We start from the raw sequence: 22,771 nt of genomic DNA on the forward strand, positions 1-22,771 counted from the left end.
GCGCTCACACCAGGCCGCCTTCCATGGCCTCGGTGACCTCGTGCGCGTACGGCATGGCCGAGGAGCAGGCGAGGCGGGAGGCGACGATCGCGCCGGCGGCGTTGGCGAACCGCACGGTCTGCTCGAGGGGCAGTCCGGCGAGCAGACCGTGGCAGAGCGCGCCGCCGAACGCGTCGCCCGCGCCCAGGCCGTTGACGACCTCCACCGGGACGGGCGGCACCTCGGCGCTGCGGCCGTCGGCGGCGAGCGCCAGCACGCCCTTCGGGCCCTGCTTCACCACGGCCAGTTCGACCCCGGCGGCGATCAACGCCCGTGCTGCGGCGCCCGGTTCGCTCTCGCCGGTGGCGACCCGGCACTCCTCCAGGTTGCCCACGGCGACGGTGGCGTGCGCGAGTGCTTCTTCGTACGGGGCGCGGGCGCTGTCCGGATCGGGCCAGAACATCGGCCGCCAGTCCAGATCGAGCACCGTGGTCCCGGACTTCGCCCGGTGCCGCAGCGCGTCCAGGGTCGCCGTACGGCTCGGCTCGGCGCACAGTCCGGTGCCGGTCACCCAGAAGATGCGGGCGGCGCGGATCGCGTCCAGGTCGAGTTCCCCGGTGCGGATCTCCAGGTCGGGGGCCTTGGGCTGCCGGTAGAAGTAGAGCGGGAAGTCGTCCGGCGGGAAGATCTCGCAGAACGTCACCGGTGTCGGCAGCCCGGGCACGCCGCTCACCCAGCGGTCGTCCACCCCGAACTCCCGTAGCGCCTCGTGGAGATACGTGCCGAACGGGTCCTGCCCGGTCCGGGTCACCACCGCCGCCCGGTGGCCGAGCCGCGCCGCGGCGACCGCGACATTGCTCGGCGATCCGCCGAGGAACTTCCCGAACGTCTCGACCCGCTCCAGCGGGACACCGGTCTGCAGCGGGTAGAGGTCGACGCCGATGCGGCCCATGGTGATGAGCTCGTGCGGGTCACTCGCCCCGGCGCCCGGGGGCTCGGTGGGCGCGGCCCGGTGTGGGTCCGTGGGTGGTGGGGTCACGTCCTGCGGATCGGTCACCATCCATGTCCCTTCGGTGCGCCCGGGGTCCGGACGGAGCCCGGCGGGCCGCGCCGCCCGGGTCCCGCGTATCCCCAGGTCTAGTCCCGCGGTCCGGCACTGTCAACATTTTGTCCTTACATTCGGACGAAGGCTTGACACCTCTCTCCGCCCGCCAGGAGGCTGAACGTCATGACGCTGTCGCGCATCCGCATCGGTTCGGCGCCCGACTCCTGGGGCGTGTGGTTCCCCGACGACCCGCAGCAGGTCCCCTGGCAACGCTTCCTCGACGAGGTCTCCGGCTCCGGCTACGAGTGGATCGAGCTGGGCCCCTACGGCTATCTCCCCACCGACCCCGACCGGCTCCGCGCGGAGACCGAACGCCGCGCCCTGCGCGTCTCGGCGGGCACCGTCTTCACCGGTCTGCACCACGGCCCCGAGGTGTGGGACGCGACCTGGGAGCACGTGGCCCGGGTCGCCGAACTGACGCGGGCCACCGGCGCCGGGCACCTGGTGGTGATCCCCGCGTTCTGGCGCGACGACAAGACGGGCAAGGTCCTCGAGGACCGCGAGCTGACGGCGGAGCAGTGGCGGCATCTGTCCACCCAGACGGAGCGCCTCGCCCGCGAGGTGGGCGACCGCTACGGCCTGAGCATCGTGGTCCACCCGCACGCGGACACCCATGTCGACACCGAGGAGAACGTCACCCGCTTCCTCGACGCGACCGACCCCGACCTGGTCCAACTCTGCCTGGACACCGGTCACTACGCGTACTGCGGCGGCGACAGCGTCCGGTTGATCGAGACCTACGGGGAACGCATCGGCTATCTGCACCTCAAACAGGTGGACCCCGCCGTACTGGCCGAAGTCCGCACCGATGACCTGCCGTTCGGGCCGGCCGTGGCACGCGGCGTGATGTGCGAACCACCGCTCGGCGTACCGGAGCTGCCCCCTGTGCTCCAGGCGGCGCAGGGACTCGGCGTCGACCTGTTCGCCATCGTCGAGCAGGACATGTATCCGTGCCCGCCCGACCGGCCCCTGCCGATCGCCCGGCGCACCCGCCAGTACCTGCGCGGCTGCGGGGCCTGAGCGGGGCGGGTCAGGCACCCGACGGGGCGGTCCGGCATCGATGACCGGCCCCTCTGCAACCACTCCGTCACCAAAGTCCCTCTTCGGTCACATATATCTCGTTCACGCGGGTTCCCCGTCACACACCGTCAACAAGCGCTCTCTCAGAGTCGTGACGGCTCGTTCACCGGGCACAGGCCGAGTGATCGCGATGCGCCGCCCTCAGCTCCCTGGGGGTCCCCCCGGACGAAGTCTGGCTCCCTGGCCGAGGCTGCGGCGCGTAGCAGGAGGTGCCACCGAAGATGACCGACCGACGGCTCTGGTCGTACAAGGAGATCGCCGCACATATCAAGGTCCAGCCGGACACTGTGCGCTCCTACCGCAAGCACGGGCTGCTGCCGCCCCCGGACCACGTGGAGCGGGGCAAGCCCTACTGGTACGCGGACACCGTGCGGACCTGGGTCTCCCGCCGCCCCCGCAACCGCGGCCGAGCCGACTAGACCGCCCCCTCGCCCCCTCCCCCGTATTCGCCGGCCCCGCCGCCCTTCGCGGGCGCCGGGGCCGGCGCCCGCGTTCAGGCGATCCCGCGCCACGGCTCGATCACCGTGACGCCGGCCCCCGCGGCCCCCTGCCCGAGCGAGGCGAGCGCGGCCGGCGCCTCGTCCAGGGCGATGACGGAGGTGACGAGGAGGTCGGGGCGCAACAGACCCGACCGCACCAGCTCCATCATCGGCGGATACGCATGCGCGGCCATGCCGTGGCTGCCCAGGATCTCCAGTTCCAGGGCGATCACCCGGGACATCGGTACGACGGGGTCACCGGCCGCCGACGGCAGCAGCCCCACCTGCACATGCCGCCCGTGCCGGCGCAGACTCCCCACGGAGGACGCGCAGGTCTCCGGGGAGCCGAGCGCGTCCAGGGACAACTGGGCGCCGCCGCCGGTGAGATCGCGCACCACGGCGGCCGCCCCGCCGGGCACTCCGGAAGCATCGACGCACTCCGCCGCTCCGAACCTCCGGGCCATCTCGAGTGCCGCCGCCGAGACGTCGACGGCCACCACCCGGGCGCCGGAGGCCGCGGCGATCATCACCGCCGAGAGCCCCACGCCGCCGCAGCCGTGCACGGCCACCCACTCGCCGGGCGCCACCCGGCCCTGGGCGACGACGGCGCGGAACGCGGTGGCGAACCGGCAGCCGAGCCCCGCCGCCGTCGCGTACGAGAGCTCGCGGGGTACCGCCACCAGGTTCACATCGGCGTGCTCGAGCGCGACGTACTCGGCGAACGAACCCCAGTGCGTGAAGCCGGGCTGGGTCTGCCGGTCGCAGACCTGCTGCTGCCCCGCGGCGCACGGGTCGCAGTGTCCGCAGGCGCAGACGAACGGCACGGTGACCCGGTCCCCGAGCCGCCAACGGGTGACCTCGGGACCCAACGCCGCGATCACTCCGGCCAGTTCGTGCCCGGGGACGTGCGGCAGCGTGACGTCGGGATCGTGGCCCATCCAGCCGTGCCAGTCGCTGCGGCACAGGCCCGTCGCCTCCACCCTGACGACCGCGCCCGCCGGCGCGGGCTCCGGGTCGGGCACGGTCCGCACCTGCGCCTCCTGGCCGAACTGCTCGAACACCACTGCCCGCATCCCTGCCACCCTTCACCGCATCGGATCAGGCCGCCTCACGGAAGCCTCACCGCACGCTAATCGGCCCGCCGGCAGCTCGGCCGCCTCCGGTGAGCGCCGAGGCTGATCCACGAAGGCCCGTGACGTTCCGTCAGTGATCCAGCGTGACCGTTCCCGCAGCACCGTCGACGGTGACCAGCTCACCGGTGCGGATCCGTTCCGTGGCGGCCGGTACGCAGATGACCGCGGGAATGCCGTACTCACGCGCGACCGTCGGTCCGTGGGCCATGACGGCACCGGTCTCGGCGACGAGACCGCCGGCCGTGAGGAACAGCGGGGTCCAGCCCGGGTCGGTCGTCGGGACGACGAGGATCTCCCCGGGTTCGACGACCGCACCGGAGGGGTCACGGACCACCCGGGCACGGCCGGTGACGCGTCCGGAGGCCGCGCCCATTCCGTTGAGCGACCGGCCGTCGGACGGCGGGGCCGGCAGGAGGGTCTCCACATCCGTACCGTCCGAGAGCAGAGCGACCGGGACGGTACGGCGCCTCAGTTCGCGCTCGTACTCCGCGCGCCGGGCGGCGATCGTGCCGCGCAGATCGGCGCCGGCCTCGACTGCCGTGCGCAGCTCGGGGAGCTGGAGGAACATGACGTCGTCACGGTCCTCGAGCAGTCCCTCGGCCTGGAGCTCCGCGCCGATCAGGAGCAGACGGCGACGACGGTCGCGCAAGGCGTAGAGACCGGCGAACTTGCCCGCTTCGCGCAGCCCCGACAACTGCCTCGACCTCCGCAGGAAGAAGCCGGCGAGCCGACCACGCAGCGCCCGCTCGCGACGGGCCCGCCCGGCCACCTCAATGAGCATCGACTCGGCCCTGGCCGCGGCGCGTTCGAAGCGGCGGTCCGGGGCTTGGTCGGGGTCCGCGACGCGCAGGTAGTTGGCGAGCATCGTGAACACCGGTGTCGGGTCCTCGGCCCAGCGGGGTACGCCGACGTCGACCTCGGCGGCGGAGCGGATGCCGTACCTCTCGAGGAATGCGTCGAGACCGAAGTCGGGCAGTTCACCGCCAGTTGGGCCGCAGCGAGTTCCGACGGCGGGGTGTTGAGCAGCCTCTCGCGATGCGGCGCTGCCCGCCGGGCCACGGCCCACAGCGCGAGGTCCATCTCGATCGTGACGTTGTGCGGCATGCCGGCGAGCACCGTGTGGATCTCGTCCTCGCTCGCGATGCCCTTGAGCAGTGACGGCAGCGCGGCGGATACGGCGAGCCCACTGACGACGGGCCAGACGATCGCGTCGGCGCGCGTACTCGACTCCGCGTCCTGCTCGACCACATCGAGGAGTTCAGCTGCCGAGCCCGGATCGGTGACCGGCTCCCGGCGGAGGCGTTCGATCTCGCCGAACACGCGGGCGCGCGCCCGGTCCGGCCTGGCCAGCGCTCCGAGGATCCCGGCGGCTGCCTTGGGGCCGGTCTTCATGGCGGCGGCGTTGCGCTTACGGGGAGTCTTCCGCGGCGCGAACCGCGGGTCGTCCAGGAGGTGTGCGACCGCGTTCTGGGCACGCGGCCCGAAGTCGACGGCCATCATCTTGACGAGCCGCTGTCTCGTCGCGGGGTCGCGCAGCGCGTCGGTCAGGTCGCCGTAGAGCCGTCCGCCGATATCGACGATCTCCACCGTGAGGCCGAACGCCGCGAGCATGCCCGCCAGCATCGACTTCAGAGTCGACATGCCCATCGGGGTGGCGGGCCGCAGCATCCCCTGGACGTGGCCGAACTCGACATACAGCCGCGGGCCCGGCTTGTCGCTCGCCGGCGGCGTGGGAAAGAGGGTGGTGATCGGGCGGGCTTGCAGCAGCCACAGTTTCGCCTCGCGGTCGTAGGCCCACTCGATGTCCTGTTCCGCGCCGAGCAGGTGCCTGATCCGCGCACCGGCGGCGCGCAGTTCCTCGCGGCGGGCCGGTGCGAGGCAGCCGCGCTCCCGTTCCTGCGTGCCGTCGAGTACGTAGTGGTCCGCTGCCGCCGCCCCGTCGACGACCGACGGCCCCGGTCCCGGCGCGGCGTCGACCACGCTCGCGCTGCGCGAGCCGGTCAGCGGGTCGGCGGTGAACAGCACGCCCGCGACTTCGGCGTCGACCATGCGCTGCACGACGACGGCCATCCGTACGGAAGCGTGCGGGATGCCGTTGGCCTCCCGGTAGGCAGTCGCGCGCTCGGAGTGCAGCGAGGCCCAGCAGGACTCGACGGCCTCGATCAGTGCCTCGTCGCCCGTGACGCCGAGGTACGTGTCCTGCTGGCCGGCGAAGCTCGCGTGCGGCAGGTCCTCTCCCGTGGCGCTGGAGCGGACCGCGACCGGCCCGCCACCGAGGCGTTGGTACGCCGCGAGCACCTCGGCTCGCGGCACCTGCCCGTCCCCGTACGCCTCGGTCGTCACGCAGAAGCCCTCCGGCACCCGCTCGCCGAGCCGGATCAACGCGGCGAGGCCGTCGGCCTTCCCGCCCACCAGGTCCCACTTTCCGCGGCCGATCTCCGTCAGCTCGAGCACGTTCATGCCGGCCACCTCCCTCGCGCCGACCACGTACTCCGCGGGCGGCCGCACCGTTTTTGCAATACGACTGCAATGCACGTTCTTGACAATACAGTCGCAATGCAAAATGTAAACTGGCCGCATGCCACGCAAGGTCGACCACCGTGAACGCCGGGAACTGCTCGCCGACGCCCTGATGCGCCTCGCCGCCACAGAAGGGCTGGCGGGCGTGAGCCTGCGCCAGGTGGCGGCCGAGGCGGGCGTCTCGACCGGGATGGTGCAGCACTACTTCCGCACCAAGGACGAGATGATGACGTTCGCACTCGGCATGGTCGGGGACCGGGTCCGCGCCCGCTCCGAAGCAACCGCAACACCGGTTTCACCGCGCGAGCTCGTCCGCGGCCTCCTGCTCCAGATCCTGCCGCTCGACGACACCCGACGGCTCGAGGGCCACGTCGGGCTCGCGTTCCTCGCGTACGCCGCGGTGAAGCCGGCGATCCGGCAAGGACTGCGCGAGGACGCCGAGGCGATCCGCGCGTTCGTCGCGCAGCAACTGCGTGCGGCCGGAGCCGGCGGCGTCGATCCCGAGCTCGCGGCGATCGGCCTGATGGCGCTCGTCGACGGCCTCGGCATGCAGCTCCTCTCACGGCAGTACACCGAGAAGGACGCGGTCGCCGCCCTGGACACCCAACTCGCCCTGATCTTCGGCTAGGGCGTGCCAGAGCCGCACCCCCGAGCCGGCCCCACACCCCTGCATCTCCGCCACCCGGCGACACGGCCAGGCCATTTGGTTAGTACCCCCTAGGGGTATAGAGTCGACGGTGTGGTGAAGCCTGGGACTCCTCGCCCGAGTCCGGCTCCCCGCCGGGCGGTCGCGAGCCGTCCAGCCACCCGTACTTCGCGATGAGGAGACCGACATGACCGCCAAGACCGACGCCACCGAGACCGGTTCCCGCCAGCCGCACCCCGGCGCCGTCACCGCCGTGTACCAGGTCTCCGGCATGAGCTGCGGCCACTGCGAGGGAGCGGTGTCGAGCGAACTCTCCGAGCTGCCGGGCGTCACCTCGGTGCAGGCCGTCGCCGCGACCGGCCAGGTCACCGTCGTCTCCGAGTCCGCGCTCGACGAGGACGCGGTCCGCGCCGCGGTCGACGAGGCCGGGTACGAGCTGACCGGCCGCGCCTGAGCGGTCTCACCCGACCGGCCGCCGGCGGTGCGTGTCCCCGCACCGCCGGCGGCGGGCACGCACCGCGCCCCCGCGGAAATACCCTGGAGCCCCTCCGCCCTTGAGACCGATGAGGGCCCCGAACACCGCGCCGGGTCCGCCCCGAAGACCACGCCGGGCGACAGCGCACCCGGCAAGAGCCGGAAAGAACCGCCCATGCCCCAGGCGCCCACCGCGGCCGCCCCGCCGCTGCACGACTCCGAGGCCGAGCTGGCCATCGGCGGGATGACCTGCGCCTCCTGCTCCTCCCGTATCGAGAAGAAGCTGAACCGCCTGGACGGCGTGACGGCCTCGGTCAACCTCGCCACCGAGCGGGCCCACGTCTCGTACGCCGAGGGCCGCGAGGTCGCCGAACTGATCGCCACCGTGGAGAAGCTCGGCTACTCCGCCGAGGAGTTGCGCCCGCCGGACCCGGACACCGCGCAGACCACTGCGGCCGCCGAGCCGGCCGAGAGCGAGGCCGACGCGCTCCGGCACCGCTTCACGGTCTCGGCCGTCCTCGCGCTGCCGGTCGTACTCCTGGCGATGATCCCGGCCCTGCAGTTCGACAACTGGCAGTGGCTCTCGCTGACCCTCGCCGCGCCTGTCGTCGTCTGGGGCGGACTGCCGTTCCACCGTGCCGCCTGGACCAACGCCCGGCACGGCGCCGCCACCATGGACACGCTGGTCTCGGTCGGCACGCTCGCCGCCTTCGGCTGGTCACTGTGGGCGCTGTTCCTCGGCGACGCGGGGATGCCGGGGATGCGGCACGGCTTCGATCTCACCGTGTCCCGGGCCGACGCCGCCGGGACCATCTATCTCGAGGTCGCCGCCGGCGTCGTGGCCTTCATCCTGCTGGGCCGCTGGCTCGAGGCCCGCGCCAAGCGGAAGGCCGGCGCCGCCCTGCACGCGCTGCTCGACCTCGGCGCCAAGGACGTGTCCCTGCTGCGCGGCGGCACCGAGGTCCGGGTCCCGGTGTCCCGGCTGGCGGTCGGCGACCGGTTCGCCGTACGGCCGGGCGAGACGATCGCCACCGACGGCACGGTCGTGACGGGCACCTCCGCCGTCGACACCTCCATGCTCACCGGCGAATCCGCGTCGCAGGACGCCACCGAGGGCGACACGGTCACCGGCGGCTGCCTGAACCTCTCCGGCCGCCTGGTCGTCGAGGCCACCCGGGTCGGCACCGACACCCGACTCGCCCGTATCGCCCGCCTGGTGGAGAACGCGCAGACCGGCAAGGCCGAGGTGCAGCGTCTCGCCGACCGGATCTCGGCGGTGTTCGTCCCGGCGGTCCTGCTGATCGCGGCCGGCACGCTCGGCGCCTGGCTCGGTCTCACCGGGGACGTCACGGCCGCGTTCACCGCCGCCGTGGCCGTACTGATCATCGCCTGCCCCTGCGCCCTCGGCCTCGCCACCCCCACCGCCCTCATGGTCGGCACCGGACGCGGCGCCCAACTCGGCATCCTCATCAAGGGACCCGAAGTCCTCGAATCCACCCGCAAGATCGACACCGTCGTCCTCGACAAGACCGGAACCATCACCACCGGCCGCATGACCCTCCTCGCCACCCACACCACCGAGGGGTACGAGGAGACGGACCTGCTCCGCCTCGCGGGCGCCGTCGAGCACGCCTCCGAGCATCCTGTCGCCCGAGCCGTCGCCGATGCGGCCACCCAGGCCGTCGGTACCCTGCCGCCCGTCACCGACTTCCGGAACGTGCCCGGCCTCGGCGTCCTCGGCACTGTCGAGGGCCACCGCGTACTCGCCGGCCGCGAAGACCTCCTGGACGACGCGGGAATCGGCCTGCCCGAGACACTCGTCGAGGCCCTCGCGGCAGCTCGCCAGGAGGGACGTACCGCGGTGGCCGTCGCCGTCGACGGCACCGCGTGCGGTGTCCTGGCCGTCGCCGACGCGGTGAAGGAGACCAGCGCCGACGCCGTCACGGAACTCCGCGCCCTCGGCCTCACTCCGGTACTCCTCACCGGCGACCACCGCTCGGTCGCGGAGGCGGTCGCCGCCGAGGTCGGCATCGAGCCCGGGCACGTGTACGCGGAGGTACTTCCGGAGGACAAGGTGGCCGTCGTCGAGCGGCTGCGCGCCGAGGGCCGGGCGGTCGCCATGGTCGGCGACGGCGTGAACGACGCCGCGGCGCTCGCCACATCGGATCTGGGCCTCGCGATGGGGACGGGCACGGACGCGGCGATCGAGGCGGGTGACCTCACCCTGGTCCGCGGCGACCTCCGGGTGGCCGCGGTGGCGATCCGGCTCGCCCGCAGGACGCTGACCACCATCAAGGGAAACCTGGGCTGGGCGTTCGGCTACAACGTGGCCGCGCTGCCCCTCGCGGCGGCCGGACTGCTCAACCCGATGATCGCGGGCGCCGCGATGGCCTTCTCCTCGGTGTTCGTGGTGACCAACAGCCTTCGCCTGAAGACCTTCACATAGTGGCCACAACTCCCTTACTCTTGGCTTCAGATCGACGATTCGGGGCCCTTGCGCACGTTCGAGACATAAGCAAGAGACGTAGATCACAGCGATCCGAACGTAACCATTGAGGGGTCTCGTAGGTCTAAATCTGCGGTGGATGAAACGTCTTGGGGGGCGTTTCAGACATCACGGGACGTCTTGGGGGACGTTCCAGTCCGAGGTACCTCGCGGGCCCGCACGGTCGCGAGGAAAGCGTTGCCGGGGCACGTGCACCGGGGAGCTTGAGCGGCCCTCCCGTACGTACGCGTCCCGGCAGACACGCGCGGCACCACCGCGCACCACCCAGAACGCCCGGCCGGATCCCGTGGGGGGAATCCGCACCGGGAACATGGAAGCGCCCCGACCGTCGGCCCGTGGGGGGACCGGCGGCGGGGCGCTTCTCTTGAGTCAGGTCGGCCGGCGGTCGGATCGGACCGCCGGACCGTGCCTCAGCGGGCCTCGACGGGGACGAAGTCCCGCTCGACGACGCCCGTGTAGATCTGCCGCGGACGGCCGATGCGGGATCCGGGCTCCTTGATCATCTCGTGCCACTGGGCGATCCAGCCGGGCAGCCGGCCGAGCGCGAAGAGCACGGTGAACATCTCGGTGGGGAAGCCCATCGCCCGGTAGATCAGACCGGTGTAGAAGTCCACGTTCGGGTAGAGCTTGCGCTCGACGAAGTACTCGTCGTTCAGCGCGTGCTCCTCGAGCTTGAGGGCGATGTCGAGCAGCTCGTCGGACTTGCCGAGCGCGGAGAGGACATCGTGCGCGGCGGCCTTGATGATCTTCGCGCGCGGGTCGAAGTTCTTGTAGACCCGGTGGCCGAAGCCCATCAGGCGGACGCCGTCCTCCTTGTCCTTCACCTTGCGGATGAAGGTGTCCACGTCGTTGCCCGAGTCGCGGATGCCCTCGAGCATCTCCAGGACGGATTGGTTGGCGCCGCCGTGCAGCGGGCCCCAGAGCGCGGAGATGCCGGCGGAGATCGAGGCGAACATGTTCGCCTGCGAGGAGCCGACCAGGCGGACGGTGGAGGTCGAACAGTTCTGCTCGTGGTCCGCGTGCAGGATGAGCAGCTTGTCGAGCGCGGAGACCACGGTCGGGTCGAGGTCGTACTCGGCGGCCGGCACGGAGAACGTCATGCGCAGGAAGTTCTCGACGTAGCCCAGGTTGTTGCTCGGGTAGACCACCGGGTGGCCGACCGACTTCTTGTACGCGTACGCCGCGATCGTCGGCAGCTTGGCGAGCAGCCGGATCGTCGAGAGGTGGCGCTGCTTCTCGTCGAACGGGTTGTGGCTGTCCTGGTAGAACGTCGACAGGGCGCTGACCACCGAGGACAGCATCGCCATCGGGTGGGCGTCGCGCGGGAAGCCGTCGTAGAACCGCTTGACGTCCTCGTGCAGCAGGGTGTGCTGGGTGATCTCGTCACGGAAGGTGGCGAGCTCGTCGACCGTCGGCAGTTCGCCGTTGATCAGCAGGTACGCCACCTCGACGAAGGTCGAGCGCTCGGCGAGCTGCTCGATCGGGTAGCCGCGGTAGCGCAGGATGCCCTGCTCGCCGTCCAGGTAGGTGACACCGGATTTATAGGCGGCGGTATTGCCGTAGCCGCTGTCCAGGGTCACCAGACCGGTCTGGGCGCGGAGCTTGCCGATATCGAAGCCCTTGTCACCGACGGTGCTGTCGACCACCGGGTAGGTGTACTCGTCGTCGCCGTACCGAAGTACTACCGCGTTGTCGTTGTGCTCGCTCACGTCATCCCTCACCGACGTTGTGCCTCTTCTTCGAGGTGCCCTGACTGTCTCTACCATCCCCCATTTGGACCTGAAAGGTGCACTCGGGGTCGACCAATGGGCCCAATGGCGGCACTGAGTGCCGCCAACCTACTCATCCTGCCCGCTCAGGCCCCGCGCGGGAAGACCTGCGTGACACATCCCACCAAATGATCGATCAAAATTGCGGCGGCCGGTGGCCGCCCAGCCGGTGATCCAGAGCCGTGCACCGCCTGCCCGCGGAAACCGTACGGACAGCCTGCCCCAAAGCCTTGCGCGAACCCACCAGTACGACCAGCTTCTTCGCCCGAGTCACCGCCGTGTAGAGGAGGTTGCGCTGGAGCATCATCCAGGCGCTGGTGGTCACGGGGATCACCACGGCCGGGTACTCGCTGCCCTGGGAGCGGTGGATGGTCATCGCGTAGGCGTGGGCCAGTTCGTCGAGTTCGTCGAAGTCGTAGCCCACCTCCTCGTCCTCGTCGGTGCGCACGGTGAGGTGCTGCTCGTCGGGGTCGAGTGCGGTGACCACGCCGACCGTGCCGTTGAAGACTCCGTTGGCGCCCTTGTCGTAGTTGTTTCTGATCTGGGTGACCTTGTCCCCCACGCGGAACGTACGGCCGCCGAAGCGCTTCTCCGGGAGTTCCGGGCGGGCGGGCGTGATCGCCTGCTGCAGCAGGCCGTTGAGCGTGCCGGCGCCCGCGGGGCCGCGGTGCATCGGGGCGAGTACCTGGACGTCGCGTCTCGGGTCGAGGCCGAACTTCGCGGGGACCCGGCGGGCCGCGACGTCCACCGTGAGCCGGCCCGCCTCCTCGGTGTCGTCCTCGACGAAGAGGAAGAAGTCCTTCAGGCCCTGAGTGAGCGGTGGCGAACCCGAGTTGATCCGGTGAGCGTTGGTCACCACCCCGGACTGCTGCGCCTGCCGGAAGATGCGGGTGAGGCGGACCGCGGGCACCGGGCCGCCCTCGGCGAGCAGATCCCTGAGGACCTCGCCCGCGCCGACGCTCGGCAGCTGGTCCACGTCCCCGACGAACAGCAGGTGGGCGCCCGGGGGTACGGCCTTCACCAGCTTGTTCGCCAGGAGCAGGTCCAGCATGGAGGCCTCGTCGACGACGACCAGGTCGGCGTCGAGCGGGCGGTCCCGGTCGTACGCCGCGTCGCCGCCCGGCTTCAGCTCCAGGAGCCGGTGCACGGTGGAGGCTTCCGCTCCGGTCAGCTCGGCGAGGCGCTTCGCGGCTCGGCCCGTGGGCGCCGCGAGGATCACCTGGGCGCCCTTGGCGCGGGCCAGTTCGACGATGGAGCGGACCGTGAAGGACTTGCCGCAGCCCGGGCCGCCGGTGAGCACCGCGACCTTCCGGGTCAGCGCCAGCTTGACGGCCTCCTCCTGCTCGGGGGCGAGTTCGGCGCCGGTGCGGCCGCGCAGCCAGCCGAGCGCACGGTCCCAGTCGACGTCCCGGAAGGCGGGCATCCGGTCCTCGTCGCTGCGCAGCAGCCGCAGCAGCTGCCCGGACATCGACAACTCGGCCCGGTGGAACGGCACCAGATAGACCGCGGTGACCGGGGAGCCGCCCTCCGGACCCGGCACCTGCTCCCGTACGACACCCTCCTCCTCTCCGGCCAGCTCGCCGAGGCAGTCGATGACCAGGCCGGTGTCGACCTGGAGCAGCTTGACCGCGTCACCGATCAGCTGCTCCTCGGGCAGGAAGCAGTGGCCCTGATCGCTGGACTGTGAAAGGGCGTACTGCAGACCCGCCTTGACCCGGTCCGGGCTGTCGTGCGGGATGCCGACGGCCTGGGCGATGCGGTCGGCCGTGAGGAAGCCGATGCCCCAGACGTCGGCGGCCAGGCGGTACGGCTGGTTTCTGACCACCGAGATCGAGGCGTCCGCGTACTTCTTGTAGATGCGGACCGCGATGGAGGTGGAGACGCCGACGCCCTGCAGGAAGACCATGACCTCCTTGATGGCCTTCTGCTCCTCCCAGGCCGCACCGATCAGCTTGGTGCGCTTGGGGCCGAGGCCCTCCACCTCGATCAGCCGGCCGGGCTCCTGCTCGATGACGTCCAGGGTGTCGGTCCCGAAGTGGGCCACGATGCGCTCGGCGATGCGCGGGCCGATGCCCTTGATGAGTCCTGAACCCAGATAGCGGCGGATGCCCTGGATGGTGGCGGGGAGCACCGTCGTGTAGTTCTCCACCGTGAACTGCTTGCCGTACTGCGGGTGCGAGCCCCAACGGCCCTCCATGCGCAGCGACTCGCCGGCCTGGGCGCCGAGCAGGGAGCCGACGACGGTCAGCAGGTCGCCCGCGCCGCGGCCGGTGTCCACGCGGGCCACCGTGTAGCCGTTCTCCTCGTTGGCGTAGGTGATCCGCTCCAGGACCCCCTCGACCACCGCCATGTTCGCCATGATCCGACGCTACCGCCGGGGTACGACAGCCCGGGCGGCCCGTCGGCGACGGGCCGGGCGGACCGGAATCGGCTCCCTGCCGCACCGTCTGAAATCAGCCAGACATACTTCGAGGGGGCCCGGTCCGCGGACCGAGCCCCCTCGCGGTTCCCCTCCCCACCAGGACCTCTCCGAATCCCCCCGGATCCCCCTCCAGAAGTCCTGATGCCAAGTACGACCCACGTGCCGGGCAAAGGGTTGCACGGCCGACGCAGGTTTCTGCGAAGAAATTCTCCGGGTGCCGACGGCCTGCTCCGGCCGTAGCGTTTCGGACATGAGCGACCACTCTTCTGAAGAGCCGGCAGAGCCGGCGAGGCTCGAGACCGACGTACTCCAGGAGCTGGGCGACGACCGGCTCGGCGAGATCGCGGAGGTCCTCGGCACCGACCGCGGCGGCGCCGAGGACGTCGTACGGACCACGGTGTCCGCGCTGTCCGGCGGGCTGCAGGAGAAGGCGGCCGGACCGCCCGAGGAGGCGGACGAGGTACGGCAGGCTCTCGACGAGACGGCCGAAACCCCCGAGTCCGCCGAACCGCCGCTGCAGGGTGTGTCCACCCTGGGTGGTTTCGGTGGCGGCCTCGGCGGGCTGCTCGGCGGCGGCATGATGGCCGGGGTGCTGGCCAAGGTCAGCAAGCCGGTGGCGACGGCCGTGGCGAAGCGGACCGGGCTCCCGGTACCCGCTGTGACGCGGGCGATCGAGCTGATGATCCCGGTGGTGCTGGCCGTCCTGTCCAAGCGCACCAAGTCCGCGAAGACGGGCCCGCGCGCGTCCGGCGGCTCCCCGGACCTCGGCGACCTGCTCGGCAGCGTGCTCGGCAGACGCCCGAAGTGACCCGTACCCGGCGCGAGCGGTGGCGGACCCGCGCGAGGTGACGGCGTACGGCGGCCGCGCGGGGGCGCGTCGGAGCGCCGGGCTCCCCGCGCGGCCGCGGTCACCTCACGGGCGGGTGCGGGCGGACGGCCGCCTCACGTGTGCAGCAGGAACCGCTCCGCCGTCTCCGCCAGGACCTCGCCGCCGTCGCGCTCCCAGAGCCCGGAGTTGAAGAGCTCCACCTCCACGGGGCCGGTGTGCCCGGCCTCGCGGGCCAGGCCGCACCAGGCCCGCATGTCCACGGACCCGTCCCCCAGCTGCCCGCGGCCCGTCATCACGCCCGCCGGCAACGGCGTGACCCAGTCCGCCAGTTGGAAGGCGTGCAGCCGTCCGTTCGCGCCGGCCCTGGCCAGCTCGCCTGGCGCGGTGTCGTCCCACCAGACGTGGTACGTGTCCACGCAGACGCCGACCTGCTCCGCCGGGAACCGCTCCGCCAGGTCGTTCGCCTGCCGCAGCGTGGAGACCACGCAGCGGTCCGCGGCGTACATCGGATGCAGCGGTTCGATGGCGAGCCGCACGCTTCGCTCGGCGGCGTACGGCCCGAGTTCCGCCAGCGCTTCGGCGATCCGCTCACGCGCGCCGGTCAGGTCCTTGCTGCCCTCGGGCAGGCCGCCCGAGACCAGGACCAGCGTGTCGGTGCCGAGGGCCGCCGCCTCGTCGACGGCCCGCTTGTTGTCGTCGACGGCGGCCACGCGCGCGTGGCCCTCGATATCCGTGAGGAATCCGCCGCGGCACAGCGTGGTCACCGAGAGCCCTGCGTCGCGCATCAGCTTGGCGGCCGACTCGACGCCGTACTCCTGGACCGGCTCGCGCCAGAGCCCCACCTGACCGACGCCCACGCGCGCGCAGGCCTCGGTGAGTTCGGGCAGGGACAGCTGCTTCACGGTCATCTGGTTGATGCTGAAGCGGGACAGGTCCGGCACGGTCATTGGGCGGCTCCGTGTACGTGCAGCAGGGACTTGATACGGCTCTCGGCCAGTGCGGGGTCCGGGAACAGGCCGAGCCCGTCCGCCAGTTCGTAGGCACGCGCCAGATGCGGCAGTGAGCGGGCCGACTGCAGACCGCCGACCATGGTGAAGTGCGACTGGTGCCCGGCCAGCCAGGCGAGCAGCACCACCCCGGTCTTGTAGTAGCGCGTCGGGCGCTCGAACAGGTGCCGGGACAGCTCGACGGTGGGGTCGAGCAGCGCACGGAACCCCTGCCGGTCACCGGTGTCCAGTACGCGCACGGCCTCGGCCGCGATCGGCGCGAGCGGGTCGAAGATGCCGAGCAGTGCGTGGCTGAAGCGGCCTCCGGTGCCCGGCTCGTCCCCCGCGATCAGCTCGGGGTAGTTGAAGTCGTCACCGGTGTAGCAGCGCACGCCCTCGGGGAGCCGGCGCCGGATGTCGATCTCGCGCTGTGCGTCGAGGAGCGAGACCTTGATGCCGTCGACCTTGTCCGGATGGGCGGCGATCACCTCCAGGAAGGTGTCGGTCGCGGCGTCCAGGTCCGACGAGCCCCAGTAGCCCTCCAGGGCGGGGTCGAACATCGGGCCGAGCCAGTGCAGGATCACCGGCTCGGTCGCCTGCCGCAGCAGGTGCCCGTACGTCTCCAGATAGTCCTCGGGCCCGCGGGCGGCGGCCGCGAGGGCGCGCGAGGCCATCAGGATGGCCTGGGAACCCGACTCCTCGACGAGGGCCAACTGCTCCTCGTAGGCGGCCCGTACGGCCTTCAGGGCACCGTCGGCGGAGCCGTGCCCGGCGGGCGGCAGCTGGTCCGTGCCGACACCGCAGGCGATGCGGCCGCCGACGGACTTCGCCTCGGCCGACGAGCGGCGGATCAGTTCGGCCGCGCCCGCCCAGTCGAGGCCCATGCCGCGCTGCGCGGTGTCCATGGCCTCGGCGACACCGAGCCCCTGGGCCCACAGGTGACGGCGGAAGGCGAGGGTCGCCTCCCAGTCGACCACGGCCGGATCGTCGATCGACACGTCCGCGAACGGGTCGGCGACGACGTGCGCGGCCGAGAAGACGGTGCGCGAGACGAGCGGGGCGCCCGGGGAGAGGGCCAGCGGCTCGGTGCGGGGCGTGTGGACGGTGGTGGTGCCGTCCGGGCGGGGCAGTACGACAGTCACAGGCCCAGCTCCGGAACCTCGTAACGGCGGCCCTCTGCCGAGGACTTGAGGCCGAGGTCGGCGAGCTGCACGCCGCGGGCGCCGGCGAGCAGGTCCCAGTGGTAGGGCTCGTCGGCGTACACGTGGCGCAGGAACAGTTCCCACTGCGCCTTGAAGCCGTTGGAGAAGTCCCCGCCCTCCGGCTGGTTGTCGGGGACTTCCTGCCACTGGTCGCGGAACGCCTCGGTGGCGGGCAGGTCCGGGTTCCACACCGGCTTCGGGGTGGCGGAGCGGTGCTGGGCGCGGCAGTTGCGCAGACCGGCGACGGCGGAGCCCTCGGTGCCGTCGACCTGGAACTCGACGAGTTCGTCGCGGTTGACCCGGACCGTCCAGGAGGAGTTGATCTGGGCGATCGCGCCGCCCTCCAGCTCGAAGATGCCGTACGCGGCGTCGTCGGCGGTCGCCTGGTACGGCTTGCCCCGCTCGTCGAAGCGTTCGGGGATGTGGGTGGCGGTGCGCGCGGTGACCGAGGTGACGCGGCCGAACAGCTCGTGCAGGACGTACTCCCAGTGCGGGAACATGTCGACGACGATGCCGCCGCCGTCCTCGGAGCGGTAGTTCCAGGACGGGCGCTGTGCCTCCTGCCAGTCACCCTCGAAGACCCAGTAGCCGAACTCGCCGCGTACGGACAGGATGCGGCCGAAGAAGCCGCCGTCGATCAGGCGCTTCAGCTTGAGCAGGCCCGGCAGGAAGATCTTGTCCTGGACGACGCCGTGCTTGATGCCGGCGGCGTTCGCCAGGCGGGCCAGCTCCAGGGCACCGTCGAGGCCGGTGGCGCTGGGCTTCTCGGTGTAGATGTGCTTGCCGGCGGAGATCGCTTTCTTCAGCGCCTCCTCGCGGGCCGAGGTGACCTGCGCGTCGAAGTAGATGTCGATGCTGTCGTCGGCGAGCACCGCGTCCAGGTCCGTGCTGAAGTGCTCCAGGCCGTGCCGCTCGGCCAGCGCGCGCAGCGCGTGCTCGCGCCGGCCGACGAGCACGGGTTCGGGCCACAGGACCGTGCCGTCCCCGAGGTCGAGGCCGCCCTGCTCGCGGAGCGCGAGGATCGAGCGGACCAGATGCTGGCGGTGTCCCATCCGCCCCGTCACACCGTTCATGGCGATGCGCACCGTCTTGCGTGTCACAGAACTCCTCCGAACGCGGCATCGGCTCGCCCCGGTCCGGCCGTCGGACACTTCACCGGACCTCGTAGCAAGCGCTTTCTATGCGTAAGAAAGCTAGCCTGCCAGCCAAGCCCTGTACAAGGGGGTGTCGCGAAAGTCGCCTCGGCGGGGCTTCGGACACCCCCGGACCTCTCCCGCGGCGCCACGGATGTGCGGCGCGGGCCCGGATTCCCGACGTTCCGGAGGACTGGATGACCGTGAAGTGCCCTCAGTACGCGACGACCGCGGTGGCGTTCCGGAGGCCGCGATGACGACCGCGAACGTCCGGAGGCCGTGATGACGAACGTCGAGCCCCGGAGGACGAGATGACCGTGACCCTGGCGGACGTCGCGGCGCGCGCGCAGGTCTCCCCCGCCACCGTCTCCCGTGTCCTGAACGGCAATTACCCGGTGGCCGCCGGCACCCGCGAGCGGGTGCTGCGTGCGGTCGACGAGCTGGACTACGTCCTCAACGGCCCGGCCAGTTCGCTCGCCGCCTCCGCATCCGACCTGGTCGGCATCCTGGTCAACGACATCGCCGACCCGTTCTTCGGGATCATGGCCGGGGCCGTGCAGTCCGAGATCGGCGGCCCCGGCGGCCGCGCCGGCGGCGAGCGTCTGGCCGTCGTCTGCAACACCGGCGGCTCCCCCGAGCGCGAACTGACCTACCTGACCCTGCTCCAGCGCCAGCGCGCCGACGCGGTCGTCATCACCGGCGGCGCGATCGAGGACGCCGAGCACATGGAGGCGCTGGCCGCGAAGATGGAACGGCTCACGGACGCCGGCACCCGCGTGGTCCTCTGCGGCCGCCCGCCGGCCCCCGGCACCGGCGCCGTCGCCCTCACCTTCGACAACCGCGGCGGCGGGCGACGCCTCACCGAGCACCTGCTCGGCCTCGGCCACCGCGTGATCGGCTACATCGCGGGCCCCGAGGAGCGGACCACCACCCGGCACCGCCTCGAAGGCCACCGCGCCGCACTCGCCGCCGCCGGCCTGCCCGACGGAGCGACCGTGCACGGCCCCTACGACCGCAGCGCAGGCTACGACGCGGCGCTCGAACTCCTGCGCCGCGAGCCGTCGTTGACGGCGATCGTGGCCGCGAACGACTCGGTCGCACTCGGCGCGAGCGCGGCCCTGCGCGACACCGGCCGACGTATCCCCGACGACGTCTCGGTGGCCGGCTTCGACGATCTGCCGTTCAGCATCGACACGGTCCCGGCCCTGACGACCGTACGGCTCCCGCTGCACGAGGCGGGCGCCCGCGCGGGCCGGATCGCGACGGGCCGGGAGAACGAACCGCCGGGCGGCGTCGCCACGGTGCACGGCGAACTGATGGTCCGGGGGTCGACGGCACCGCCGCGTGGCTGAGCGGGCGGCTGTCCGGTTTTCGCCACCCCTTCGGCAGCTTCCCACCGGTCTGGTGCGCGCTTAGGCTCCGCAGCACTGTCTAGGACCGGGAGCCCCTGATGAAGCTCGCCTTTTCCACGCTCGGGGTGCCCGGGCTCGCTCCGCCCGAGGTCGTACGGATCGCGGGTGAGTACGGGTACCACGGCGTGGAGCTGCGGGCACACGCCGAGGAGCCCCTGCATCCGGGGGTCGGGCAGGGCGAACGGGACGACGCCGTGGGGCAGTTCAAGGACGCGGGTCTGGAGGTGGTGGGCGTCGCCGGTTATCCGCGGGTGGCCGCGCCGGGCGACGACGCTCCCGTGCTCGCGGAGATCCGCGCGCTCACCGAACTCGCCCGCGATCTCGGCGCCGGATACGTACGGGTCTTCCCGGGCGGTGGCGGGGCGACGAGCCCCGAGGAGGCGGACGCGACCGCCATCCGCCGCCTCGCCGCGGCGGCCGGCCCCGCGACCGAACTCGGCATCCGCGTGCTGCTCGAGACGCACGACTCGCACCGGACCGGAGCCGACGCGGCCCGTGTGCTCGGGCCCGTCGGACACCGCGGTGCGGGCGCCCTGTGGGACGTGATGCACACCTGGCTCGGCGGCGAGGAGCCCGCCGACACGTATGCCGAACTCGCCCCGTACCTCGGCTATGTACAGGTCAAGGACATCGCCTCGGCCGACGACACCACCCCGCTCGCCCTCGGCTCCGGAGTGCTGCCGCTCGCCGAGTGCCTGGACGTGCTCAGCCGCGCGGGCTGGGACGGCTGGCTGTGCTGGGAGTACGAGGCCCGCTGGTATCCGCAGGCACAGGCGCTGCCGCCGCTGCTCGCCGCGGGCCGGGAGCATCTGGCGCGGCTGCTGAACGACGCGGCGTGACAGCCGTGCCGGCGGGGCGGGGGATCGGCTGAGGACCGCGGTCGCACCCGTCGGGCGGGCGGACGCATCGGCTCGACCCGCCGTCCACGGGCGAAAAGGGACCGCCACCGGCGCTCTGGAGGGTGTGCGCCGGTGACGGCCCGCTGCCGGCCGTACGCGGTGGGAGAGGGGGGTCAGCCATCGCCGGCAGGGTGCGTCGCCGACGCCGCGCCACGGGGACTCCCCGGCAGCTCGCGGCTTGGACGTGCGGGCCGGTCCGTCGGTTCCGCACCCCTTGACCGGCAATAACTTTCCGGATATCCGTAACTCCTTGGAAGTTTCCTTCACTTCACTCCTCCATCCCCGGGAGCGCCCGTGCAGCACAGCCCCGTGAGCCCCTCCAGACGCACCCTGCTCGCCGCCGGCGCGGGCGGCGCCGCGGCCGTCGCCGTCGGCCAGAGCCCCGCCGTCGCTGCCGAGTCCGCCGAGTCCGCCGAGTCCGCCGACGAGGCCCGGGCCGCCCGCCGCGACCGGCTCCGGCGGATCATCGGCCGGATGTCGCTGGAAGAGAAGGTCGGCCAGCTCTTCGTGATGCGGGTGTACGGCACCTCGGCCACCGACCCCGACCAGGCCGACGTCGACAAGAACCTCGAAGAGACCGGCGTACGCAACGCGACCGAGCTGATCGCCAAGTTCCGCCTCGGCGGCATCATCTACTTCGGCTGGGCGAACAACACGAAGGAACCGCACCAGACAGCCGACCTGTCGAACGGCATCCAGCGCGCCGCCCTCCAACAGGACTCCGAGATACCCCTGTTGATATCCACCGACCAGGAGTACGGCATCGTCGCCCGCGTCGGAGAGCCGGCCACCCTGATGCCGGGGGCGATGGCTCTCGGCGCGGGCGGCTCGCGCAGCGACGCGCGCCGGGCCGCCAGGATCGCCGGTGCGGAACTGGCCGCGCTCGGCATCATGCAGGACTACGCCCCGCTCGCGGACGTCAACGTGAACCCGGCGAACCCGGTGATCGGCGTGCGCTCCTTCGGCTCCGACCCCGAGGCCGTGGCCCGGATGGTCGTCGCGCAGGTCGAGGGCTACCAGAGTGCCGGCATCGCCTCCACCTCGAAGCACTTCCCCGGGCACGGCGACACCGAGACCGACAGTCACACCGCGCTGCCGACCATCCACCACACCCGCGAGCAGTGGCAGGAGCTGGACGCCCCGCCGTTCCGCGCGGCGATCGAGGCGGGTATCGACTCGATCATGACCGCGCACATCGTGGTGCCCGCCCTCGACCCCGCCGAGGACCCGGCGACCCTCTCGCACCCCATCCTGACCGGCATCCTGCGCGAGGAACTCGGCTACGACGGCGTCGTCGTGACCGACTCGCTCGGCATGGCAGGCGTGCGCACCAAGTACGGCGACGACCGCGTGCCGGTACTCGCCGTCAAGGCCGGCGTGGACCAGCTGCTCAATCCGCCCGAGCCGGAGATCGCCTGGAACGCGCTGCTCGCGGCCGTGCGGGACGGCGAGCTGACCGAGGAGCGGCTCGACGAGTCGATCCTGCGGATCCTCGAACTCAAGTCCAGGCGCGGCCTGTTCAAGGACCCCTTCGTCACGCACCAGGGCGTGGACCGTACGGTCGGCACCCGGCAGCACCTCGCCGCCGCCGACCGCATCACCGAGCGCACCACCACCGTGCTGGCCAACGCGGACGGCCTGCTCCCGCTCTCGCGCCGCCGGCACCGCAACCTCCTGGTGGTCGGCGCGGATCCGGACTCGCCGTCCGGCACCACCGGGCCGCCGACCAGCACGCTGGCCGAGGCGTTCACCGAACTCGGCTTCTCGGCAACGGCGTTGTCCACCGGCACCGACCCCGAGCAGGCGACGATCGACGAGGCGGTGGCCGCCGCGGACGGGATGGACGCGGTCCTGGTGGGCACGTACAACGTCACGGCCGACAGCCCGCAGCGCGCCCTGGTGAGCGCGCTCGCCGAGACCGGCGTCCCCGTCGTCACACTCGCCATCCGCAATCCGTACGACATCGCGTACCTGCCGGAGGCCGGGACCCGCGCCTCGCTGGCGTCCTACTCGTGGACGGACGTCGAACTGCGCGCGGCGGCACGGGTGATCGCGGGCCGGGCGAGGCCGGCCGGCCGCCTGCCGGTCCCCGTGCCCGGCGCGGACGACCCGGAGCAGGTGCTGTATCCGGTGGGCCACGGGCTGTCGTACTGAACGTCCGCGGGAAAAGGGCCGCGCCCGCTGCCGTGCAGGCAAC

18 protein-coding genes are annotated in these 22,771 nt (G+C 71.9%); 9 read left to right on the top strand and 9 right to left on the bottom strand.

Translation table 11 applies throughout. The annotated features are described in order from the left end of the window. Window positions 1-4 precede the first annotated feature (4 nt). Window positions 5-931, bottom strand: a complete 927-nt coding sequence (gene iolC / locus DSC45_RS06270; protein ID WP_240434520.1) for a 5-dehydro-2-deoxygluconokinase — start codon at window positions 929-931, stop codon at window positions 5-7. Between the two features lie 276 nt (window positions 932-1,207). On the opposite strand from iolC, the gene DSC45_RS06275 reads away from it, so the two are divergent. Beyond that, the gene (locus tag DSC45_RS06275; RefSeq protein WP_119287921.1) at window positions 1,208-2,104 is read left to right on the top strand and encodes a sugar phosphate isomerase/epimerase family protein; all 897 of its coding nucleotides are present in this window, start codon (window positions 1,208-1,210) and stop codon (window positions 2,102-2,104) included. A gap of 281 nt (window positions 2,105-2,385) precedes the next feature. Further along, a complete protein-coding gene (locus DSC45_RS06280) occupies window positions 2,386-2,583 on the top strand; it encodes a helix-turn-helix transcriptional regulator (protein WP_119287923.1) in 198 nt (65 codons plus the stop codon). A gap of 74 nt (window positions 2,584-2,657) precedes the next feature. Here the strand turns inward: DSC45_RS06280 and DSC45_RS06285 are convergent, their stop codons facing one another. The 3 genes from DSC45_RS06285 to DSC45_RS06290 all read right to left on the bottom strand — a co-directional run bounded on the left by DSC45_RS06285 (window position 2,658) and on the right by DSC45_RS06290 (window position 6,236). Beyond that, entirely contained in the window at window positions 2,658-3,716 is a 1,059-nt protein-coding gene (locus tag DSC45_RS06285; RefSeq protein WP_119287925.1) for a zinc-dependent alcohol dehydrogenase family protein, read from the bottom strand. A 130-nt stretch (window positions 3,717-3,846) separates the two neighbouring features. Beyond that, window positions 3,847-4,470, bottom strand: a complete 624-nt coding sequence (locus DSC45_RS36065; protein ID WP_205571259.1) for a PEP-utilizing enzyme — start codon at window positions 4,468-4,470, stop codon at window positions 3,847-3,849. Continuing rightward, a complete protein-coding gene (locus DSC45_RS06290) occupies window positions 4,395-6,236 on the bottom strand; it encodes a PEP/pyruvate-binding domain-containing protein (RefSeq protein WP_205571260.1) in 1,842 nt (613 codons plus the stop codon). Before DSC45_RS06290 ends, DSC45_RS36065 begins: the two co-directional genes overlap by 76 nt. A 118-nt stretch (window positions 6,237-6,354) precedes the next feature. Here DSC45_RS06290 and DSC45_RS06295 point away from each other — a divergent pair, with 118 nt between their 5' ends. The 3 genes from DSC45_RS06295 to DSC45_RS06305 all read left to right on the top strand — a co-directional run bounded on the left by DSC45_RS06295 (window position 6,355) and on the right by DSC45_RS06305 (window position 9,862). Next, complete coding sequence (locus tag DSC45_RS06295) at window positions 6,355-6,924, top strand: TetR/AcrR family transcriptional regulator (RefSeq protein WP_119287927.1); 570 nt, start codon at window positions 6,355-6,357, stop codon at window positions 6,922-6,924. A gap of 205 nt (window positions 6,925-7,129) precedes the next feature. Beyond that, entirely contained in the window at window positions 7,130-7,396 is a 267-nt protein-coding gene (locus DSC45_RS06300; protein WP_119287929.1) for a heavy-metal-associated domain-containing protein, read from the top strand. A gap of 195 nt (window positions 7,397-7,591) precedes the next feature. Continuing rightward, window positions 7,592-9,862, top strand: coding sequence for a heavy metal translocating P-type ATPase (locus tag DSC45_RS06305; protein ID WP_119287931.1), 2,271 nt, complete (start codon window positions 7,592-7,594; stop codon window positions 9,860-9,862). Between the two features lie 470 nt (window positions 9,863-10,332). On the opposite strand, the gene DSC45_RS06310 is transcribed toward DSC45_RS06305, so the two are convergent. Then, on the bottom strand, window positions 10,333-11,631 hold the full coding sequence (locus tag DSC45_RS06310; RefSeq protein WP_119287932.1) for a citrate synthase: 1,299 nt from the start codon (window positions 11,629-11,631) through the stop codon (window positions 10,333-10,335). Window positions 11,632-11,827: 196 nt separating this feature from the next. Then, window positions 11,828-14,050 carry an SF1B family DNA helicase RecD2 gene (locus DSC45_RS06315; RefSeq protein ID WP_119287935.1) on the bottom strand — a complete coding sequence of 741 codons (2,223 nt, stop codon included), beginning with the start codon at window positions 14,048-14,050 and terminating at the stop codon, window positions 11,828-11,830. A gap of 313 nt (window positions 14,051-14,363) precedes the next feature. Here DSC45_RS06315 and DSC45_RS06320 point away from each other — a divergent pair, with 313 nt between their 5' ends. Then, window positions 14,364-14,921 (top strand): DUF937 domain-containing protein, encoded by a 558-nt coding sequence (locus DSC45_RS06320; protein ID WP_119287937.1) that lies wholly within the window; start codon window positions 14,364-14,366, stop codon window positions 14,919-14,921. A 134-nt stretch (window positions 14,922-15,055) separates the two neighbouring features. On the opposite strand, the gene DSC45_RS06325 is transcribed toward DSC45_RS06320, so the two are convergent. From DSC45_RS06325 to DSC45_RS06335, 3 genes are read right to left on the bottom strand one after another with little or no spacing between them, the layout of a single operon-like run. After that, window positions 15,056-15,889 carry a sugar phosphate isomerase/epimerase family protein gene (locus DSC45_RS06325; RefSeq protein WP_119287939.1) on the bottom strand — a complete coding sequence of 278 codons (834 nt, stop codon included), beginning with the start codon at window positions 15,887-15,889 and terminating at the stop codon, window positions 15,056-15,058. Then, the gene (locus DSC45_RS06330; protein WP_119287941.1) at window positions 15,886-17,070 is read right to left on the bottom strand and encodes a dihydrodipicolinate synthase family protein; all 1,185 of its coding nucleotides are present in this window, start codon (window positions 17,068-17,070) and stop codon (window positions 15,886-15,888) included. Before DSC45_RS06330 ends, DSC45_RS06325 begins: the two co-directional genes overlap by 4 nt. Then, the gene (locus DSC45_RS06335; protein ID WP_162929156.1) at window positions 17,067-18,230 is read right to left on the bottom strand and encodes a Gfo/Idh/MocA family protein; all 1,164 of its coding nucleotides are present in this window, start codon (window positions 18,228-18,230) and stop codon (window positions 17,067-17,069) included. Before DSC45_RS06335 ends, DSC45_RS06330 begins: the two co-directional genes overlap by 4 nt. Window positions 18,231-18,574: 344 nt before the next feature. Here DSC45_RS06335 and DSC45_RS06340 point away from each other — a divergent pair, with 344 nt between their 5' ends. The 3 genes from DSC45_RS06340 to DSC45_RS06350 all read left to right on the top strand — a co-directional run bounded on the left by DSC45_RS06340 (window position 18,575) and on the right by DSC45_RS06350 (window position 22,728). Beyond that, on the top strand, window positions 18,575-19,615 hold the full coding sequence (locus DSC45_RS06340) for a LacI family DNA-binding transcriptional regulator (RefSeq protein ID WP_119287943.1): 1,041 nt from the start codon (window positions 18,575-18,577) through the stop codon (window positions 19,613-19,615). Window positions 19,616-19,713: 98 nt separating this feature from the next. After that, on the top strand, window positions 19,714-20,514 hold the full coding sequence (locus tag DSC45_RS06345) for a sugar phosphate isomerase/epimerase family protein (protein WP_119287945.1): 801 nt from the start codon (window positions 19,714-19,716) through the stop codon (window positions 20,512-20,514). A gap of 369 nt (window positions 20,515-20,883) precedes the next feature. Beyond that, window positions 20,884-22,728, top strand: a complete 1,845-nt coding sequence (locus DSC45_RS06350) for a glycoside hydrolase family 3 protein (RefSeq protein WP_119288413.1) — start codon at window positions 20,884-20,886, stop codon at window positions 22,726-22,728. Window positions 22,729-22,771: the final 43 nt, after the last annotated feature.

Source organism: Streptomyces sp. YIM 130001, from assembly GCF_003574445.1.
Lineage (GTDB): Bacteria > Actinomycetota > Actinomycetes > Streptomycetales > Streptomycetaceae > Streptomyces.

Excerpts from the sequence above, each read along its gene's own strand:
- iolC (WP_240434520.1), bottom strand. The coding sequence starts at position 931 with ATGGGCCGCATCGGCGTCGACCTCTACCCGCTGCAGACCGGTGTCCCG.
- DSC45_RS06275 (WP_119287921.1), top strand. The coding sequence starts at position 1,208 with ATGACGCTGTCGCGCATCCGCATCGGTTCGGCGCCCGACTCCTGGGGC.
- DSC45_RS06280 (WP_119287923.1), top strand. The coding sequence starts at position 2,386 with ATGACCGACCGACGGCTCTGGTCGTACAAGGAGATCGCCGCACATATC.
- DSC45_RS06285 (WP_119287925.1), bottom strand. The coding sequence starts at position 3,716 with ATGCGGGCAGTGGTGTTCGAGCAGTTCGGCCAGGAGGCGCAGGTGCGG.
- DSC45_RS06290 (WP_205571260.1), bottom strand. The coding sequence starts at position 6,236 with ATGAACGTGCTCGAGCTGACGGAGATCGGCCGCGGAAAGTGGGACCTG.
- DSC45_RS06295 (WP_119287927.1), top strand. The coding sequence starts at position 6,355 with ATGCCACGCAAGGTCGACCACCGTGAACGCCGGGAACTGCTCGCCGAC.
- DSC45_RS06300 (WP_119287929.1), top strand. The coding sequence starts at position 7,130 with ATGACCGCCAAGACCGACGCCACCGAGACCGGTTCCCGCCAGCCGCAC.
- DSC45_RS06305 (WP_119287931.1), top strand. The coding sequence starts at position 7,592 with ATGCCCCAGGCGCCCACCGCGGCCGCCCCGCCGCTGCACGACTCCGAG.
- DSC45_RS06315 (WP_119287935.1), bottom strand. The coding sequence starts at position 14,050 with ATGGCGAACATGGCGGTGGTCGAGGGGGTCCTGGAGCGGATCACCTAC.
- DSC45_RS06320 (WP_119287937.1), top strand. The coding sequence starts at position 14,364 with ATGAGCGACCACTCTTCTGAAGAGCCGGCAGAGCCGGCGAGGCTCGAG.
- DSC45_RS06325 (WP_119287939.1), bottom strand. The coding sequence starts at position 15,889 with ATGACCGTGCCGGACCTGTCCCGCTTCAGCATCAACCAGATGACCGTG.
- DSC45_RS06340 (WP_119287943.1), top strand. The coding sequence starts at position 18,575 with ATGACCGTGACCCTGGCGGACGTCGCGGCGCGCGCGCAGGTCTCCCCC.
- DSC45_RS06345 (WP_119287945.1), top strand. The coding sequence starts at position 19,714 with ATGAAGCTCGCCTTTTCCACGCTCGGGGTGCCCGGGCTCGCTCCGCCC.